The sequence below is a fragment of the Bacillus cereus group sp. RP37 genome (assembly GCF_040459695.1).
In the GTDB taxonomy this organism is placed as follows: Bacteria; Bacillota; Bacilli; order Bacillales; family Bacillaceae_G; genus Bacillus_A.
In genome coordinates this window covers 299301-317012 of record NZ_JARVHP010000002.1, presented here as the reverse complement: position 1 = coordinate 317012, position 17712 = coordinate 299301, and the positions used below count along the sequence as shown (strand labels likewise).

Genomic DNA, 17712 nt, shown 5'->3' with positions numbered 1-17712 from the left:
ATTGGAGGTTAAGGTATGTTTAAAACAGAGACAAATATAGAAGATGATCCACTCTACACTAAGATAAGTCATAAATCTTCCATAACAAAACCTAATTTGAATCAACAGCCATCCATGTCTCACGCTTTGGCATTATTGTTTGCGACTGCCTGTGGAATGTCTGTTGCCAATATTTACTTTGCACAGCCGTTGCTTGATCAACTATCTAATGAGTTTAGTATTAACCATTCCATTATTGGTGTTGTTATTACCGTTACACAAATTTTTTATGGAGTGGGCTTACTGCTACTTGTACCGCTTGGAGATTTGCTAAACCAGCGACGTCTAATTGTCGGTCAGATGCTATTATCTACAACAGCTCTGGTTATAGTTGGTACTGCTTCCTCCAGCATGGTACTTTTCGCAGGTATGGCTTTGGTGGGACTGATTGCAGTTGTGACACAGACTCTCGTGGCGTTTGCAGCGACCATCGCTTCCCCTACAGAAAGAGGACGTGTCGTTGGCATTGTAACAAGTGGGATAGTTATTGGCATACTTCTCGCACGCACTTTTGCTGGTATATTAACAGATGTTGCGGGATGGCGTTCTGTATATCTATTTTCTGCTGCGTTCATGCTTTTGATGGTTTTTATGTTTATAAAGATGTTGCCCAATGTTAAACGCGAGGTAAAATCGCTATCCTACCCTGAGTTGATTAGATCGGTGCTTACTTTATTTATTCAAGAACGAACGTTACGTATTCGCTCCGTTCTAGCCATGCTGATTTTTGCTGATTTCAGCATTTTGTGGACTTCACTAGTACTGCCACTTAGTACACCGCCAATTGCTCTATCTCATAGTGCAATTGGCGCATTCGGTCTTGTAGGTGTGGCTGGAGCCTTAGCTGCGGCACGGGCAGGGAAATGGGCCGATCAAGGTTACGGACAACGAACGACAGGTATTGCTTTAGCTCTATTATTGATTTCATGGTTGTTCATCAGTTATATAGAGCAGTCATTAATCGCATTAGTGATAGGGATAGTTCTACTTGATTTGGCCGTACAGGCAATACATGTCACGAATCAAACCATGATCCTTCCATTGCATACAGAAGCACGGAGTCGACTTACTGCTGGATATATGGTGTTTTATTCTATCGGCAGTGCTGGTGGTTCAATAGCTTCGACTCAAATATACGCACACTTTGGCTGGGGAGGGGTTTCCTTACTCGGAGCCTCTGTCAGTGCTTTCGCTCTTCTTTTTTGGGCTATGACCAGACGAGTTAAGAGTTCATGAAATAAACGTGTGTTAGCCAATATGAGAAACACGTTACTACTATAAAGGAAATGATTAATTTTTTTGACTTAAAATCTAATTGGACTAGGAGAGATGACAAATGGAAATAGGTATTACGTCTTTTGTAGAAACGAAACCAGATGTACATAGTGGTGAAGTGATAAGTCACGCACAGCGATTGCGTGAAGTTGTTGAAGAAATCGTTCTTGCTGATCAAGTAGGACTTGATGTGTTTGGTGTTGGTGAGCACCATAGGAAGGATTATGCAGCATCCTCTCCAGCGATGGTTCTATCAGCGGCGGCACCACAAACGAAAAAGATACGGCTGGCGAGTGCAGTAACTGTACTTTCTTCAGCTGATCCTGTGCGCGTTTTTCAGGATTTTTCTACACTGGATGGCATTTCAAATGGACGCGCAGAGATTATGGCGGGTCGTGGTTCCTTTATCGAATCTTTTCCATTGTTTGGCTATAACATGAAGGACTATGAAGAACTGTTTGAAGAACATTTGGACCTACTTCTCAAAATACGTCAGTCCGAAAAAGTGACTTGGGAAGGCGGACATCGACCAGCAATCAATAATTTAGGTGTGTATCCAAGACCTGTTCAAAATCCTTTACCGATATGGGTTGGTAGCGGTGGAAATCAAGAGTCTGCTATCCGTGCTGGTTTTCTGGGATTACCACTTATGTTAGCGATTATTGGTGGTAGCCCAATGCACTTTGCACGAATTGTACAGCTATATAAGAAAGCGGCGGCTCACGCTGGTCATGATGTATCAAAACTTCAGGTGGGATCACATTCGATTGGATTTGTTGGAGAGAATACGGAATTGGCAGCAGATACATTTTTCCCGTCCACTCAGGCAGGCATGAATAAACTTGGTAAAGAGCGGGGGTGGCCTTATTATGATCGTTCCAGCTTTGATGCTGCACGAAGTTTTGAAGGGGCATTGTATGTTGGTGATCCAGATACAGTCGCCGAAAAAATCATCCATCTTCGTAAGCATGTCGGGATTACACGCTTTATGATGTATGTACCATTAAGTACCATGCCGCATGATCAAGTCATGCGTGCCATAGAATTGCTTGGAACAGAAGTTGCCCCTCGTGTAAGAGAGGAAATTGCCAAATGGGAAGCTGAAGGAGAACAGGAGACACATCTATTCCGTTGATTATTCCATAAGGATTGCATCAAGTCTCATTATTTAACTGGAGGAATTTATATGAAAATTGACAGTCGAGTATTACCAGAATTAAAACAGGCTTTCTCACAGTTTCCAGGCTTTCAATTAGAGGGGGATTTAGAGGCGAGTCGAAGTCTCTTGTCGAATCCATATTTGGAAAAATCAGAGCTTGTACACATGACCAAGCGAATGATTCCTGGCGCTGCTGGCGAGATGTTAGTTAAAATTTACGAACCCGTTGAGAACAATCTTGATAAACTTCCAGCTATGCTGTGGATTCACGGTGGCGGATACGTAATGGGACACCCCGATATGGACGATGTTTTGTGTGAACGCTTTGTTCAGAATGCTAAATGCGTTGTTGTGTCTGTCGATTATCGACTTGCTCCCGAACATCCTTATCCAGCGGCTATCGAAGATTGTTATGCAGGTTTGGTTTGGATGACAAATGAGGCAGACTCGCTGGGCATTGATGTGAATCGAGTTGCGATCGCCGGTGCAAGTGGAGGCGGTGGACTAACCGCAGCGCTTGCGTTAATGGCTCGGGATAAAAGAGGCCCATCTATTATATTCCAGATGCCGCTGTATCCGATGCTTGACAACCGCAACATAGCACCATCAAGCTATGAGATTACAGAAGACCACGCAACATGGAATAGAGCAAACAATTTGACGGCTTGGAGTATGTACTTGGGCAAGGAGAAAGATTCCAACGAGCTATCTCCCTATGCCGTACCTTCGAGAGCAGAAAATTTAGCCGGGCTACCGCCAACTTATACATGTGTAGGTCAACTCGATTTATTTCGAGATGAAACCATTGAATATGTAACACGACTTGCACAAGCAGGAGTAGACGTTGAATTTCACCTCTACCCCGGCTGCTTCCATTGCTTTGAAGTATTTGTGCCTGAAGCCGTAGTAAGTCAGCGTGCCAGTCAGAATTATTTTGATGCGATAGCACGGGCACTACATCCATAATTTATCTTGGCTCAGTCATCAGGGTGTTCAACTGAAGGCATGAGTGATAGCTCTAGGTTTATTCGATGAGCAAAGATTACAGGACGAAGTACAAATAGTGCCACCATATACTTTAAATTTTGCACCTTACTCATTGATTAAAAAATAGTAAATACTTCAAAGTTTAAATAGCTAACCAAGGTTTCAAAATAGTGTGCCAGCAATTCAATCTTTTTACTGCGGTTACGATCATAAGCACAATCAACACTTTGGAGCGGATTTCTTTCGTAAGGCGAGTTACTTTTTTAATCGTATTCGTACTAAACAACAGCAGGAAACGGCGATAGACTGCATCCGTAGCTGGATATTCATTTCAAGCTCGAAAAAAATAGAATTAAGTTCTTTTGGTAGTTGATGATATTGGTTATTTTATTTTATCGTAGTTAAGGCACCTCTTCTGTGGTAGTGATTTCTAGGCAAACTCACTATACCAAAGATCGAGGTGTTTTTTTATTTTAATCAAGTTGTCAAGTACACAATTGATAGACTCTAAATTGAATATTGCTAAAGCTTCCCACTTATTTTATAGGTGCGAAAGTTGGTTCTGTCGAAAAGTTTTTTACAGATAGAAAGTTAGGATGGGGTATAGCTGAATTCTATAAAATTGTGAGTAATTGCTGTAATTCATTGAGTTCTGGTGCAAAAAATCGCTTAACCTTGGACATACTGATCACACACATTTTGTAGAGTAATAGTATCAGTATATCCAATATTTATAGATTCGTTGCAATGGTCCTGAAGTTTTTGCATCAGAACCCAAAAGACACCCAAAGGTGCCTTCCTCCGATGGTACGGCGGCATGACTTTAGGTGGCATTGCAAAAGTGGGTCAGTTACAATATTTACAACCATTTTTAATGATTATTTTTTCAGTTTTATTCTTAGGTGAATCAATTACATGGCTAACGATTGTCTTAGCTTTTATTGTTGTCATCTGTGTAATTGTAGGTAAAAGTGAGCCTTCAGCTAAGAAGGAATCTTACTATGAAAAGCATGTACTTCATAAATAAGGTATCAAGTTTATACCAAGCTAATTATTTATTTCAGTTAGAAACATCATAAAAAATTCAATGTCTTAGAAATGAAATTCAAACAAATTAAATATTAGATATTCACTCCGCTTTAATAGGGTGAATCTTGAGATGTATTTAGTTATCCATGAAAAGAAAATTGGAAGTTATGGGACCAAATAGTAACGGAAGAGAAACAACATACAGATTAATTTAATGTACTACTAAATACAAAGCGATTGAGGATAGTACAGATTTTACAAGATCGAGAAAAAACTTCACTTTTAATTTGTTAATCATGGTAAAAATTAAACAACATGAAGTGTATTACTAGCTATTATAGTAGTAGCGATCGGTTATTACATGTTTCAATCTATTACAAATCCTAAGCTAGTAAATGCGGCAGAGGGAAACAATGTTCAACAAGTGAGCAGTCTACCTAAAAATAAATTAGAAAAATCGATACCTAATCGTTTTGATGGTAAAGAAAGAAAAGTTGTATATTTAACTTTTGATGATGGACCAGGAAAATATACAGCTAACTTATTAGATGTATTAAAGAAAAATAATGTGAAAGCAACATTCTTTTTAATTGGTGCCAATGTGAAAAGGTTACCAGATTTAGTGAATCGAGAACATGTAGAGAATCATTATGTTGGAATGCATAGCATGACACATGATTTTAAAAAGCTATACACCAATCAAGAATATGTTAAAGAAATGAAAGAGGACCAATCTTTAATTAGAAATGTTATTGGAAACTCACCGAAATTAACACGGCCACCATATGGATCAATGCCTGGCTTAAATGAATCACTTCGAAATGAAGTGTTTAGAAATAATTTGAAAGTCTGGGATTGGACTATTGATTCATTAGATTGGAAATACAATAAATTACCCGTTGATGTAGCAGCCCCAAAAATTGTGCAAAATGTATTGGCAGGTGCGACATCTTCAAAAGAAATTGTTTTAATGCATGATATTCATCCACAATCTGTCGCGGCAGTTCCAGCAATTATAAAAGGATTAAAAGAAAAAGGTTATGAATTTGAAGCTTATGATGAGAATAATCATTTTCCAATAAACTTCTGGCATGATAATCGTATATAAAAAGATATATATTAGTTAAAAGAAACTCAGAATGGAATTAGCAATTTATATAGGGTTTATATATTCGTAAGAGCGTGTTATTTTTAGTGTATAAAATGCTGAATTACCTAAGGAAAAAGTTTATTTAGTATCCTTTTTCACGTCCGCATAACGAGACAAGAAAATGGATACTTTTTTAAACGGAGACTCCAAAGTGGACACTTTCTAAAAATAGCAAATACTAATTAAATGTGAAGTTAAAATTCAATTCTGCATAAATAGGGGTATCACCACATCGATATCAAGCTAAGGTTTTAAAGTACCTCCTAAATGAAATTTTATCTTGCTAAGATATTTTTGCAAATCTTATTATACTACGTTAAGGGACTATTTATTCTCTATTTATGATATTGAAGTTTAAGTGAGATATATGTAGAAACAACTTAAATATTTAAGGGTTGTATTTAATATAATTAATATTTAAAAATAACTTTGACATACAATTCACTTTATCTTATAGTAAGTACTACACTAACTACTAAAGGAGTTTTTATGGAAGAACTATATAAAGAACTTCAAAAATGGGGATTTTCACAATATGAATGTAAAGCGTATATAGGCCTTTTAAAAAATTACCCCATAACAGGATATGAAATAAGTAAAAGGTCGGGTGTACCTCGTTCAACGATTTATGAAGTGGTGGCGAAATTAATAGATAAAGGTGCGGTTTATACAGTTCCTTCTGATCCTGTAACCTACGCTCCCTTACCAGCTAAAGAATTAATTCGTCGATTGCGTAACAATCTCGAAAATTCTATGGATTATCTTGAAAAAAATTTATCTGCTTTAGAAAGTGAACAAGAAGTAGATGTAATTCATCGTATTAGCAGTGATGAGCATGTTGTTACTGAAATGATTGATATCATAGATAAAGCAGAAGAAGAAATATGGTTGTCGATTTGGGAGCCACAAGCCTCGTCTTTAAAAAGTGCTATAGATAGACGAATAAATGAAGAAATCCATGTTTTCTCTATTCTTTTTGGAGCACCTGATATGCAGCTTGGTGTAACTACTCATCATAATTATATGGCTCCAGAAGTAGCTGAGGAACGTATGAATGGTCGATTAACGATTGTAGCACGAGACAATAAAGAAGTATTAATTGCAAATTTTTCTCCAAATACACCTGCATGGGCAATAAAAACAGAAGATCCAGCCCTGGTACTAATTGCAATGGAGTACATTCGACACGACATTATGTTCTCAGAATTAGTTAAAGAAGTTGGTCCAGAGAAAACGGAAGCTCTTTGGAAAAACAATGCTAATCTATTTCATGTTGTCACTGGAAAACGGTTCAAATAAATTGAACCGTATTTTCTTTCATTTTTTTCGTAGTAGTTAGTGTGTTAGCTTCTATTTTTAAAAAAATAAGGAGGGAATGAAATGAGTCTGTCGAACGTCCAAGTGAATTCATCTCAGAGAGATGAAGATAGCTTTATCAAAGGAGTAAAAGATTGTATCCCTACATTACTGGGTTATTTAAGTATCGGAATAGCGGCAGGTGTTATCCAAAAGACTGCGGGACTTAGCATAGCTGAGATAGCTCTTATGTCTTTAATCCTCTATGCTGGCTCTGCTCAATTTATTGCTGCAGGAATGATGGCAACAAGCAGTTCTCTTACTGCTATTATTATTACGATTTTCTTTGTTAATCTTCGTCATATATTACTTAGTGCAGCACTAGCACCTTATTTTCGGCATCTTTCTTCATTTAGTAATATGTTAGTAGGTTCTCTACTAACCGATGAGACATTTGGTGTTGCTATTAGCGAGGCTGCAAAGAAAAAACAAATCAGTGAAAGATGGATGCATGGCCTTAACATAACAGCTTATATAAATTGGCTTGTAGCTAATTTAGCAGGAGCATTTTTGGCACAGTGGATTTCCAATCCTGAAGAATTCGGTCTAGGATTTGCCTTGCCAGCAATGTTTATAGGGATCCTTATACTAACAATGTTAGGACGAAGTACAATTAAACTAGATATTGTTGTCGCAATTATAGCAGTTGTTATTGCTGTGGGAAGTTCTTTCATATTGTCCAGTAGTATGGGGGTTATTGTTGCTACAATTATTGCTTCAACAATAGGAATGGTGGTGGAAAAATGGAAGTAAGATGGGGAGTTTTTTTAATTATTCTAGGGTCAGCTATAGTAACGTTTATTCCAAGGGTCGTTCCTCTTATGGTACTAAGTCGTTTCGAATTACCAGCATGGGCAATGCGATGGTTACATTATGTCCCTATTTCTATTATAGCTGCTTTGATTGGTCAAGAGATATTTATAGATGATGGAAAGATTGTATCACTTACAAATAATATTGAATTTTTTGCAGCCATACCAACTTTCTTTATTGCTATAAAAACACGTAGCTTATTGGGCACCGTACTGGGAGGTATTATTTCAATTATAGTTTTGCGCTTTTTGTTTTAAAACTCAATACTGGATTCGATCAATTGTCATGTTTAAATGCCCAGCTATTGCACGAAAGATAATTATAGAGACGAAGGATAGAAGATAAGGATTGAAATATATGTTGAATTGAACTGATATTTCACGTCTTAAGAATCTTGTAAAGCCCCAAAATAAAAAATATGCAGTTTGACTTCGAAAAGCAATTCTTTTGTTCTGGGGTATTTATTTTTTAAACTTAAGGAGCATGTGATTTTATCAGATTAAAATGCTATCTTGTGTGGTCTTGAATTTGAAAATAATTTGACCAATCATGATTCTATAGTATTTCCAGAATAAGATTTAAAACAGAAATAGAAGATAGATCAATTGTGTTCATAGAGAAATAGTGAAATATCCCCTCCAAATAGACAGATAAAATAATAAATTTAGATACCAATATGCAATAGTTTTTTATGGAATCGATTCCGATATTTTTTTACAGAAAAATATCTTTGATTTTCTTGCATACTTTCACAATATATATTGTGAATTTAATAATTTTAATTTAGTCAATATTTATATACATGTATGTGTGCCATAAGTATTAGAAGAACACACCTTATTTTTCAAAGGGGATACAGAAGATATGAGTAAGTTGTTTAAAAAGAAATCTGTTACACAATTATTAGAGCCTAGTAAGAGTAAAACCTTAATGAAAACATTGGGTTCATTTGATTTAATTATGTTAGGATTAGGTTCAATAATTGGAACAGGAGTTCTTGTATTAGCAGGATTAGTAGCAGCAAGAGACGCTGGACCAGCAGTTGTATTTTCATTCGTATTGGCAGCAATTGTATGTGGGTTTATAGCTTTATGTTACGCAGAGATTGCTTCTATACTTCCGGTTTCAGGAAGTGTATATACGTATGCCTATGCAACAATTGGTGAATTAGTTGCACATTTAGTAGGTTGGATGCTCCTTTCAATATATATTTTAGCGACAGCAGCGGTTGCTAGTGGATGGACAGGTTATTTTCACAATTTAATAAGTGGATTGGGTTTAGATATACCAAAATCACTGTTAATGCTTCCATCACAAGGTGGTATGATGAATCTACCAGCCATGGTCATTACATTGATAATTACATGGATGTTATCGCGTGGTACAAAGGAAAGTAAACGTATCAATAATATAATGGTGTTAATTAAAATTGGAATGGTTATATTATTTATTTTAGTGGGTGTATTCTATGTAAAGCCAGAGAACTGGGTACCGTTTACACCATATGGTGTAAGTGGAGTTTTAGCTGGTGGGGCAGCAGCATTTTTTACTTTTATGGGATTTGATATATTAGCAACTTCGGCAGAAGAAGTAAAAGATCCACAACGCAATCTTCCCACTGGTATTATTGTATCGTTAATCATATGTACACTTATATACGTTATAGTGTGTCTTGTGATGACAGGGATGGTTTCCTATAAAGAATTAAATGTACCTGAAGCAATGGCTTATGTAATGGAAGTAGTAGGACAAGGTAAAGTCGCTGGTATAATTGCTGTAGGAGCTGTCATTGGTCTTATGGCTGTTATTTTCTCTTCTATGTATGCGGCAACACGAGTATTCTTTGCAATGAGTCGTGATGGATTGTTACCAAAATCACTCGCAAAAATTAATAAGAAGACTGGCGCACCGACTTTTACAATAGGGTTGGTAGGAATAGGAAGTTCCTTAATAGCTGGGTTTATTGATTTAAAAGAATTAGCGAATTTGGTTAATATTAGTGGTTTAGTAACGTACTCAATGGTGTGTGTATCAGTTATTATCCTTCGTAAAACGCATCCAAATTTAAAACGTGGCTTTATGGTACCATTTGTACCTATATTACCAATCACTTCAATTGTAAGTTGTGTATTTTTAATGCTAAATTTACCTTTAAGAACATGGGTGTACTTCATTATCTGGATAACAATTGGTGCATTAATATATTTCATATATTCAATAAAACACAGTAATTTAAATAAGGAAGCAATTTCAAAAGCACATGATAAAATAGCCAAATAATTTCGATGCCGATTAATTTAAACACCAATAAAATATAAAAAATGACTTTTGTTAGTTAACAAAAGTCATTTTTTATATTACGATTTAAGATAATGTTTATTATTGAGCTATTTTTGATTTAATTCGATATGTTAGGTGTTTTCTTAGTTCGGTGGAGTGGACGCGATACAAGAAGCAGTAAAAAAGCATGGAATCACTGAGGGATTTAATTTCCGTGCCGGTGGAGAAGAATCAGAAGGATTTCCAGCAGAAACTACACGTCATGCTTATCCGATTGTAGAAGGTGTAAGGGGGCTCAGAGGAGTCATTAAAAACTGCAATTGCAGCTGTCAAAGAAGCTGTTCAACAAGATAAGAAAGTATTTTTCCATTGTTCCGGTGAACGTAATCGTACAGTTACGGTTGCAACTGGATTATTAGTAGAATTAGGGCTTGCATCTAATGTAAAAGAAACGGAACAAAAAGCAAAAGAGATTCGTTCAAGCATTAATATCAAACCAGAAATGAAACAACTGTTAAACCGTTTATATGTATAATACATATAATCCCTAAAAATTCTTATTTTTGGGGATTTTCTTTAACTAAATTATATCCTTTCGAATTTAGTTATTTGATTTAACATTAGCTTTAAGTGGATATTATATAAATCTAAAAAAACTTTAGTTTAGAGTTTCTTGTCTAACTAAGTTTCCAAAATGAAAGTAGGAACTGATTTTATAGTGTATAATGCTGAATTATCTATACATACCTTTCATTTAGTACCCATTTTCTTGTCCATATATCGAGACAAGAAAATGGGTACTTTTTAAAACGGAGACACCAAAGTGGACACTTTCTAAAAATAGCAAATACTAATTAAATTTGAAGTTAAAATTCAATTCTACATAAATAGGGGTATCACCACATCACCATCAAGCTAAGAAAATACAACTACCCCCAAAAAGAAATTTAGTGCTAACTTGTATTAAAAAAGCCCATTTTTTTATTTTTGGTTGTTATAAAACCTTTAAGTTGATGGGCATATGGTGCCACTCCATTTAGTATAAGAGTGGTCTCATTTTGAGCAAAAGCAATAATGGTTTAAAATTAAGATATGAGACAAAGTTAATAAATAAATCGGAGGATGAAATGTATAAATTATTGATTGTTGAAGATGAAATGAATATTGCATATACGCTAAAAAACCATCTTGAAAAATATGGCTATCATTGCCTCATTGTAGAAGATTTTCAAAAGGTATTAGAAATTTTTCAAGATTTTCAACCCCACCTTGTCATAATGGATGTTACCCTTCCTGCCTTTGATGGTTATTATTGGTCCCGTAAAATAAGACAAATATCGAATTGTCCTATTGTGATTCTCTCTGCCCGTATGAGTGAGGCAGATCAAGTGTATGGCATTGAAAATGGGGCTGATGATTTCATTACTAAACCTTTTCTATTAGGAGTGGTACTTGCAAAAATTAATGGACAAATTCGTCGTATATATGGCGAATATGCAAGAAATGTACAGGAGAAAATTATAAAAATAGGAAATACAACTTTAAACCTGGACACTGTACGATTATGCACACCTAATCAGGAGGAGCTATTAACGATAAAAGAACTCCAGCTATGTACAATGTTCTTTGAAGCGTATCCTAATGTTGTAACACGACAGCAACTACTTACAGCCATTTGGGATGAGGAAGAATTTGTTGAGGAAAATACCTTAACAGTAAATATTGCAAGAGTACGAAAGAAATTAGAAGCCATTCATTCTACTTTAGAAATTACAACTATACGAGGAATTGGCTATCAATTAACGGAGAAACTCACATGAAGTTATTTTTAAAAGACCATACGAGCTTTATTATTTTGTATATTATTACATTTATTAGCTTACCAATTGTGATTCATCGATTAGATGGTTTTGAAAATCATTATACCTATTTTATCTTTCTAGCCTTCTCTCTATTAATCATACTACTTTTGTGTCGTTATTTACGTCGTAAAAAAATGTATGCACATATTGAGAACAAGAACAGCCATACGGATAGTCTTATGATTTTTCAGCCAATTGCTTCATACGAAAAAGCATACGCATCTCAGTTGCAATATATTCAATCCTTATTTTTATCAAAAGAAGAGGAATATAAGAGTTCTTTACATAATCAGCAATTAATGATTTCTCATGCAGTTCATCAAATGAAAACGCCACTTTCTGTCATTCAACTGCTTATACAATCCAATCAGTTTCAGGAACCCAATTCCCTTGCAGAATGGCAAAAAGTAAAAGTTGAATGTGATAAACTGAACTTCTCTTTAAATCAGTTACTAACGTATAGTCGCTCTACTAAATTATTAGCAGATTTAAAAATAGAACCAATCCCGTTAAAACTTATTGTACAGGAAGTTATTAACGATTTAAGGGATTATTTTATTGAGGAAGAAATCTTTCCTAAAAGCACTATACCGGAGCGTATATTACTTTATTCAGATCGTAAATGGCTAAAGGTTGTGGTTTACCAGTTATTAAGTAACGCAGTTAAATATGGCGAAAAACACTCTGCTATTATAATTCATTATGAAAATGGACAGTTATTCATTAAAAATAAAGGAGAAACAATACCTGAAAGTGAAATAAAACGTGTTTTTGAATTATTTTACACAGGAACCAAAGGACGTATAAAAGGGGAGGCAACTGGTATCGGTCTTTATTTAGTAAAAAGTATCCTTACTACGTTAAATCATCCATACCACCTACATTCTAAAGATAATGAAACAACATTTACAATAGATCTCTCAAGAAGTATAGTAACGGCTACCAATTAAGGTAGCCGTTTTGAATGTGACAATTTTGTCATCTTGCTGTCACATTGAGAGATGTTAAGAAGCAACAAGCATATTTATACTAAAATACTGAACGATATAAAGGAGTGAAATACTAATGTCAAACACAATCTTGAATGTAAAGGAGCTTCAAAAGGACTATACAGGTGAAATTATTTATAAAGCATTAAAAGGGATTGACTTTCATTTAGAAAAGAATGAATTTGTTGCCGTAATGGGTCCTTCCGGTAGCGGAAAAACAACATTCCTTAACTGTATTTCCACAATTGATCCTCCAACTAAGGGATTAGTTACGATTAATTCAAAAAATCCGTATGAATTAAATGATACTGAACTAGCAAAGTTTCGTCGGACAGAATTAGGATTTGTCTTTCAAGATTTTAACCTTGTTCATACTTTAACAGTAGAGGAAAATATTTTATTACCGTTGACTCTTGACTCTGTACAAGCTACTGAAATGACTAAGCGCTTAGAAAAAGTCACAACTTTCTTAGGAATTAAAGGGATTTTAAAGAAGCGTACATTTGAAATTTCAGGAGGACAAAAACAACGTGTGGCAATAGCGCGAGCTGTTATTCATGAACCTGGATTATTATTAGCGGACGAACCGACTGGAAACCTAGATTCTAAAGCGGTAAATGATGTTATGACGCTATTTGAATCAATTAATAAGAATTTTAATACAGCCATTTTAATGGTGACACATGATGCCTATGTTGCAAGTTTTGCCCACCGCGTAATCTTCATAAAAGATGGTATCCTTTATAATGAAGTGCATCGAGGTAATAATAAAAAGGAGTTTTATCAGGAGATTATGGACACACTTACATTTTTAGGTGGTGGGCAGCATGAGTTTTAATCATATAGTCCTTCAAAACATCTTGCGAGATAAATGGACATACATTTCTTACTTTTTGAGCAGTGTATTTTCTATTTTAATATTCTTCTTATTTTCGATTATTGCCTTCCATCCAATGATGGAAATTGTTGATACATCGAGTACACTTGGTCTTACCATGATGCTTATGAGTTTCATTGTTTACATTTTTTCATTTGCTTTCATCATCTATTCGCTGTTTGCGTTTTTAAAAAAGAAAATGAAAAATCTTGGTATCTTTATGATTACTGGGGCATCCATGAAGCAAGTACGTAAGATGGTTTTTAGAGAAAATATGCTTATTGCTGGTGTGGCTATTATAACAGCAATCGTGTTAGGACTTATAATTGCCCCTTTATTTTTAATGGTTACTAAAAGAGTGTTACAAGCTGATAGCTTCGGTATGTATTTACCAATTCAATCCATTCTATTAACAATTGTCTTATTTACAATTTTGTTCTTTATCGTTTCTAAATTTACTACACGCTTTATTAACAAAGAAGAAGCGATTCATTTGCTAAAAGCAGATGTAACACAGGAAAAGTTAATAGCGGCTGCGCCATGGAAGCTGTTACTATCCGTAATTGCCAGTGGATTCTTTATACTCTCATCTATGTTAGAAATGAATTGGATTGAATCATCTGGAATAATCTATTACATTGGATTGTTTGTTAGTTCACTATTAGCTATTTACTTTATTATTACGCAAGGAACGTTGTTAGCGATTCATACATTACAAAAACAACCGTCATACTTGAAAAAAACAAATATGCTTTATGTTTCGAATCTCAAATCCAAAGGTCGTTCACATGCTAATCTTATCTATTTATTAACAGTATTGTTATTAGGGGTATTTGTATGTACAAGCGTCTTGTACATCTCCTATTATAATGTAAAAGGGGATGCAGAAGCCGCATATCCTTATAGCTTTCAATATATTTCACTTCCGGAAAATAAAAAGGAAGTTGAAAAAGAGGATATTACATTTATTGAATCTACATTATCCAAACAAGGTAGTTATGATGCGTATTATTCCACGTTTAAGACAGATAAACAGCAAAATATCGGTTTTATGTCAGTTTCAAATTATAATGCACTTGGCTCTCACAAAGCGATTTCATTAAAGGATGATGAATACTATGTTGCTGCTGGTAATTATGATGTCCTTCCAAGTATTGAGGATATTCATGATTACCCGTTTGGAAACCTTAAATATGTGGGGCTTGAGAAACGAAATATTTTAACTTCAAGTTTCCAAAAGGTATATTATATTGTTTCAGATAAAGTTTATGAAGCAATTGAGTATCCCGTATTTAATGTATTTGCTTATGAAGTTGATCATTGGACAGAAAAACTTGAACTGTCTGAAACAATTCTTTCAAAAGTTTCAATAATACCGGATGAGCGACTGATATCTTCTAAAATTAATTTGTACGAGACTGAAAAAACTACAGCAAGCCTTCTATTCTTTATTGGTTTTATGCTGAGTATTATCTTTTTGAGCGCTGCAATGAGCATACTCTATTTCTATCTTCAAACGTCATTTGAAGAAGAAAAAGAAAAATATGCAGGAATCCGTAAAATTGGCTTTTCTGTAAAAGAATTAATTACTGTTGTGACCAAGGAGTTGGCAACTTTAATTTTCATCCCGTTTGCATTCGCATCTATACTTCTATGTGGGACACTACTTGGGATGCGTAGCCATTTTTCATCAGCCTTTTATGGCGTCACAGTGATAGGCGTAGGGATATTTTTATTACTATTTGTTATTAGCTTTTTCATCATTCGACGAAGTTATTTGAAAAAACTAATGAATTAACAATACATGTGTTTAATGGTTTAGCTACTTAATCTAAATATAATATAGTAAGTTTTACTATTTAGGAGGTTCTATTTTTACAAAAGAACCTCCTAGACAAACAATTAATACTTTTTATGAAAATAAAAGAGTGTTTCCGGAAGATTAATAGTATCTAAGTATCAGGTAAGGTGGAGGTTTTAGATTTTATGAGGTTAAATGCTTTTCAAATAAAAGTTTTTGCAATGATCCTTATGGTCATTGATCATGTATATACTTACATTCCAGGTATGCCAATGTGGATGCATCATCCAGGACGTATTGTAGCACCTATTTTCTTCTATTTTGTAGTGGAAGGATTCTTTTATACAAGAAATCGTAAAAAGTATGCTACACGTGTATTTATATGGGCAGCGATTATGTTTGCAGGTTCAACTTTAATTCAGTACATGTTCCCAAGGGAAAGTGGACTTCACAATAATATTTTCTTGTCACTTGGAATGAGTATTGTTTTACTTTGTATGATTGATTATACGAAACGTACAAAAAACTATTTACTAGGAATTCCAGCTACAATTATTGTGGCTACATTAGGACTCCTTACAGAAGCAAGTTTTATGGGAGTCATCATGACATTAATCTTCTATTATTTTAATGAAAAGAAAATATGGTTAATTATCACATATGTATTACTTTCATTAATGGAAGTCCCAACCTTACTTATCGCGGGAGAAATTTTTACAGACATGGGCTTATTTGGATTTAACAACCAATGGATGATGGTATTTGCGTTACCATTCTTCTTCTTATATAACGGGGAGCGTGGTGTAAATAATACATTTACAAAATATATGTTTTATATTTTCTACCCGGTCCACTTATGGATTATCTACACAATTGGATATATTGTGAGTAAATAAAGATAAAGTGTTTCAGCGGATAGGAGATATGCTGACAGGCATGCATGCCAATGAGAGAAATACTCATGGGAAAGCGAATCAAAGTGGAATCAACACGGAAAAATGTCATCACTTGCAAATGAACCATGCAAAAAAAGATTTAGATTACGCATCCCAACATATTGACAGCATCAAGGCAAGTCATAGCAAGCTACTCGATACATTGTACGAGCTTGAATCAAAAATTGAACTAAGAAGTCGATATGGATTTATACATGGGGAACTAGGCCCTGATCATGTATTAATTAATGACAAACTAGAACCTTATTTGATTGATATCGAAGGAGCAAAGTTCTTTGATATTGAGCATGAGCACAGTTTTTTACAGTTTCGATTTGGGGATTATTATCGATATTTAAAGAATGATACTCTTGATCCCAACAGGATGTTATTTTATCGGTTCCATCATCATATATCCTTAACTTCAGGCGGATTGAGATTGCTTCACAGAGGATTTCCGAATCAACAATTTGCAAAAGATCTAACCGATCACCATTCCGGTTGTGCACTGCGTTTTATTGAAGGTTGAACTTATGTCCTTAAGTTCAATATTATCTTTCTGTATAAGGACAAAACTACCATGTTAGAAAGTGATTTTCTTACATTTCCTGTGGTGAAGCTCTTTTTCATGGTTGGCTAACAGCATGTTTCTTTAAGAAAACAATCTTTTTAAATACAAATTTAACTAGAAATGATCTTCCGTAATCGGGCGCTATTGTTGAATAAAGCTTAGATTTTTAAACGACTTTATTATTATATTTTTTAGTGTAGTGAAATATCTTACTTTAAAAATTAAATAACTATATTTTTAACCCCGTCCTAAATTTAAAACGGGGTTATGCTTGTTTTAGTTTTTAAAATCAAATAACATTATTGTCATTTTATAGATTCTACAGAAAGAATAGCGTATTTTTTCATTTTAGGGGAATTTATTTTTGTTAGCTTGATAGCAATGTGGCGGGACCCCATGTCCATCAAGCTAATATTTTTAATTACCCCCATTATGAGAATTTTATATCTTTGCAAATTTTATTTTTTCGCAACTAAAGGACAAATAAAAAAGGTCCTTAACAATTTGTTAAGGACGGCGGAATAAAACCGCAATTTAGGTTAAAACTCAATCAGTTTGTAGAAAATAAATTGCGATTATGATAGCAATT

Annotated in this window: 14 protein-coding genes and 3 pseudogenes; 16 read left to right on the top strand and 1 reads right to left on the bottom strand. The window is 34.7% G+C overall.

The window, feature by feature from the left end:
• The first annotated feature begins 15 nt into the window (after positions 1 to 15).
• The 3 genes from QCI44_RS29745 (at position 16) to QCI44_RS29735 (ending at position 3439) form a co-directional block, all read left to right on the top strand.
• Positions 16 to 1275: an MFS transporter gene (locus QCI44_RS29745; RefSeq protein WP_353811632.1), complete on the top strand. Its 1260-nt coding sequence runs from the start codon at positions 16 to 18 to the stop codon at positions 1273 to 1275.
• Positions 1276 to 1375: 100 nt separating this feature from the next.
• On the top strand, positions 1376 to 2449 hold the full coding sequence (locus QCI44_RS29740; RefSeq protein ID WP_016089100.1) for an LLM class flavin-dependent oxidoreductase: 1074 nt from the start codon (positions 1376 to 1378) through the stop codon (positions 2447 to 2449).
• Between the two features lie 51 nt (positions 2450 to 2500).
• The gene (locus QCI44_RS29735) at positions 2501 to 3439 is read left to right on the top strand and encodes an alpha/beta hydrolase (protein ID WP_016135604.1); all 939 of its coding nucleotides are present in this window, start codon (positions 2501 to 2503) and stop codon (positions 3437 to 3439) included.
• Positions 3440 to 3621: 182 nt separating this feature from the next.
• Here the strand turns inward: QCI44_RS29735 and QCI44_RS30695 are convergent.
• Positions 3622 to 3791 (bottom strand): annotated as a pseudogene (locus tag QCI44_RS30695) (IS4 family transposase); the annotation flags it as partial.
• Positions 3792 to 4226: 435 nt separating this feature from the next.
• Between QCI44_RS30695 and QCI44_RS29730 the strand changes: the two are divergent.
• From QCI44_RS29730 to QCI44_RS29670, 13 genes and pseudogenes are all read left to right on the top strand, one after another.
• On the top strand, positions 4227 to 4487 hold the full coding sequence (locus QCI44_RS29730) for an EamA family transporter (protein ID WP_267865372.1): 261 nt from the start codon (positions 4227 to 4229) through the stop codon (positions 4485 to 4487).
• A gap of 336 nt (positions 4488 to 4823) precedes the next feature.
• Positions 4824 to 5597, top strand: coding sequence for a peptidoglycan-N-acetylglucosamine deacetylase (locus QCI44_RS29725; protein ID WP_050582732.1), 774 nt, complete (start codon positions 4824 to 4826; stop codon positions 5595 to 5597).
• 531 nt (positions 5598 to 6128) lie between these two features.
• A complete protein-coding gene (locus QCI44_RS29720) occupies positions 6129 to 6938 on the top strand; it encodes a TrmB family transcriptional regulator (RefSeq protein WP_016135601.1) in 810 nt (269 codons plus the stop codon).
• A gap of 81 nt (positions 6939 to 7019) precedes the next feature.
• Positions 7020 to 7748, top strand: a complete 729-nt coding sequence (locus QCI44_RS29715; protein WP_353811631.1) for an AzlC family ABC transporter permease — start codon at positions 7020 to 7022, stop codon at positions 7746 to 7748.
• Positions 7739 to 8065: an AzlD domain-containing protein gene (locus QCI44_RS29710; protein WP_016135599.1), complete on the top strand. Its 327-nt coding sequence runs from the start codon at positions 7739 to 7741 to the stop codon at positions 8063 to 8065. Before QCI44_RS29715 ends, QCI44_RS29710 begins: the two co-directional genes overlap by 10 nt.
• Positions 8066 to 8672: 607 nt before the next feature.
• Positions 8673 to 10088, top strand: a complete 1416-nt coding sequence (locus QCI44_RS29705; RefSeq protein ID WP_353811630.1) for an amino acid permease — start codon at positions 8673 to 8675, stop codon at positions 10086 to 10088.
• Between the two features lie 156 nt (positions 10089 to 10244).
• Positions 10245 to 10623, top strand: a pseudogene (locus QCI44_RS29700) (protein-tyrosine phosphatase family protein).
• Between the two features lie 592 nt (positions 10624 to 11215).
• Positions 11216 to 11908, top strand: a complete 693-nt coding sequence (locus tag QCI44_RS29695) for a response regulator transcription factor (RefSeq protein WP_016135597.1) — start codon at positions 11216 to 11218, stop codon at positions 11906 to 11908.
• Positions 11905 to 12900: a sensor histidine kinase gene (locus tag QCI44_RS29690; RefSeq protein ID WP_353811629.1), complete on the top strand. Its 996-nt coding sequence runs from the start codon at positions 11905 to 11907 to the stop codon at positions 12898 to 12900. Before QCI44_RS29695 ends, QCI44_RS29690 begins: the two co-directional genes overlap by 4 nt.
• Before the next feature lie 115 nt (positions 12901 to 13015).
• A complete protein-coding gene (locus QCI44_RS29685; protein WP_016135595.1) occupies positions 13016 to 13777 on the top strand; it encodes an ABC transporter ATP-binding protein in 762 nt (253 codons plus the stop codon).
• Positions 13767 to 15614: an FtsX-like permease family protein gene (locus QCI44_RS29680; protein WP_353811628.1), complete on the top strand. Its 1848-nt coding sequence runs from the start codon at positions 13767 to 13769 to the stop codon at positions 15612 to 15614. The genes QCI44_RS29685 and QCI44_RS29680 overlap by 11 nt, the downstream gene beginning before the upstream one ends.
• A gap of 188 nt (positions 15615 to 15802) precedes the next feature.
• A complete protein-coding gene (locus QCI44_RS29675) occupies positions 15803 to 16513 on the top strand; it encodes a TraX family protein (protein ID WP_016135593.1) in 711 nt (236 codons plus the stop codon).
• Positions 16512 to 17081: pseudogene (locus QCI44_RS29670) on the top strand (aminoglycoside phosphotransferase family protein); the annotation flags it as partial. The gene QCI44_RS29675 and the pseudogene QCI44_RS29670, both read left to right, overlap by 2 nt.
• Between the last annotated feature and the right edge of the window lie 631 nt (positions 17082 to 17712).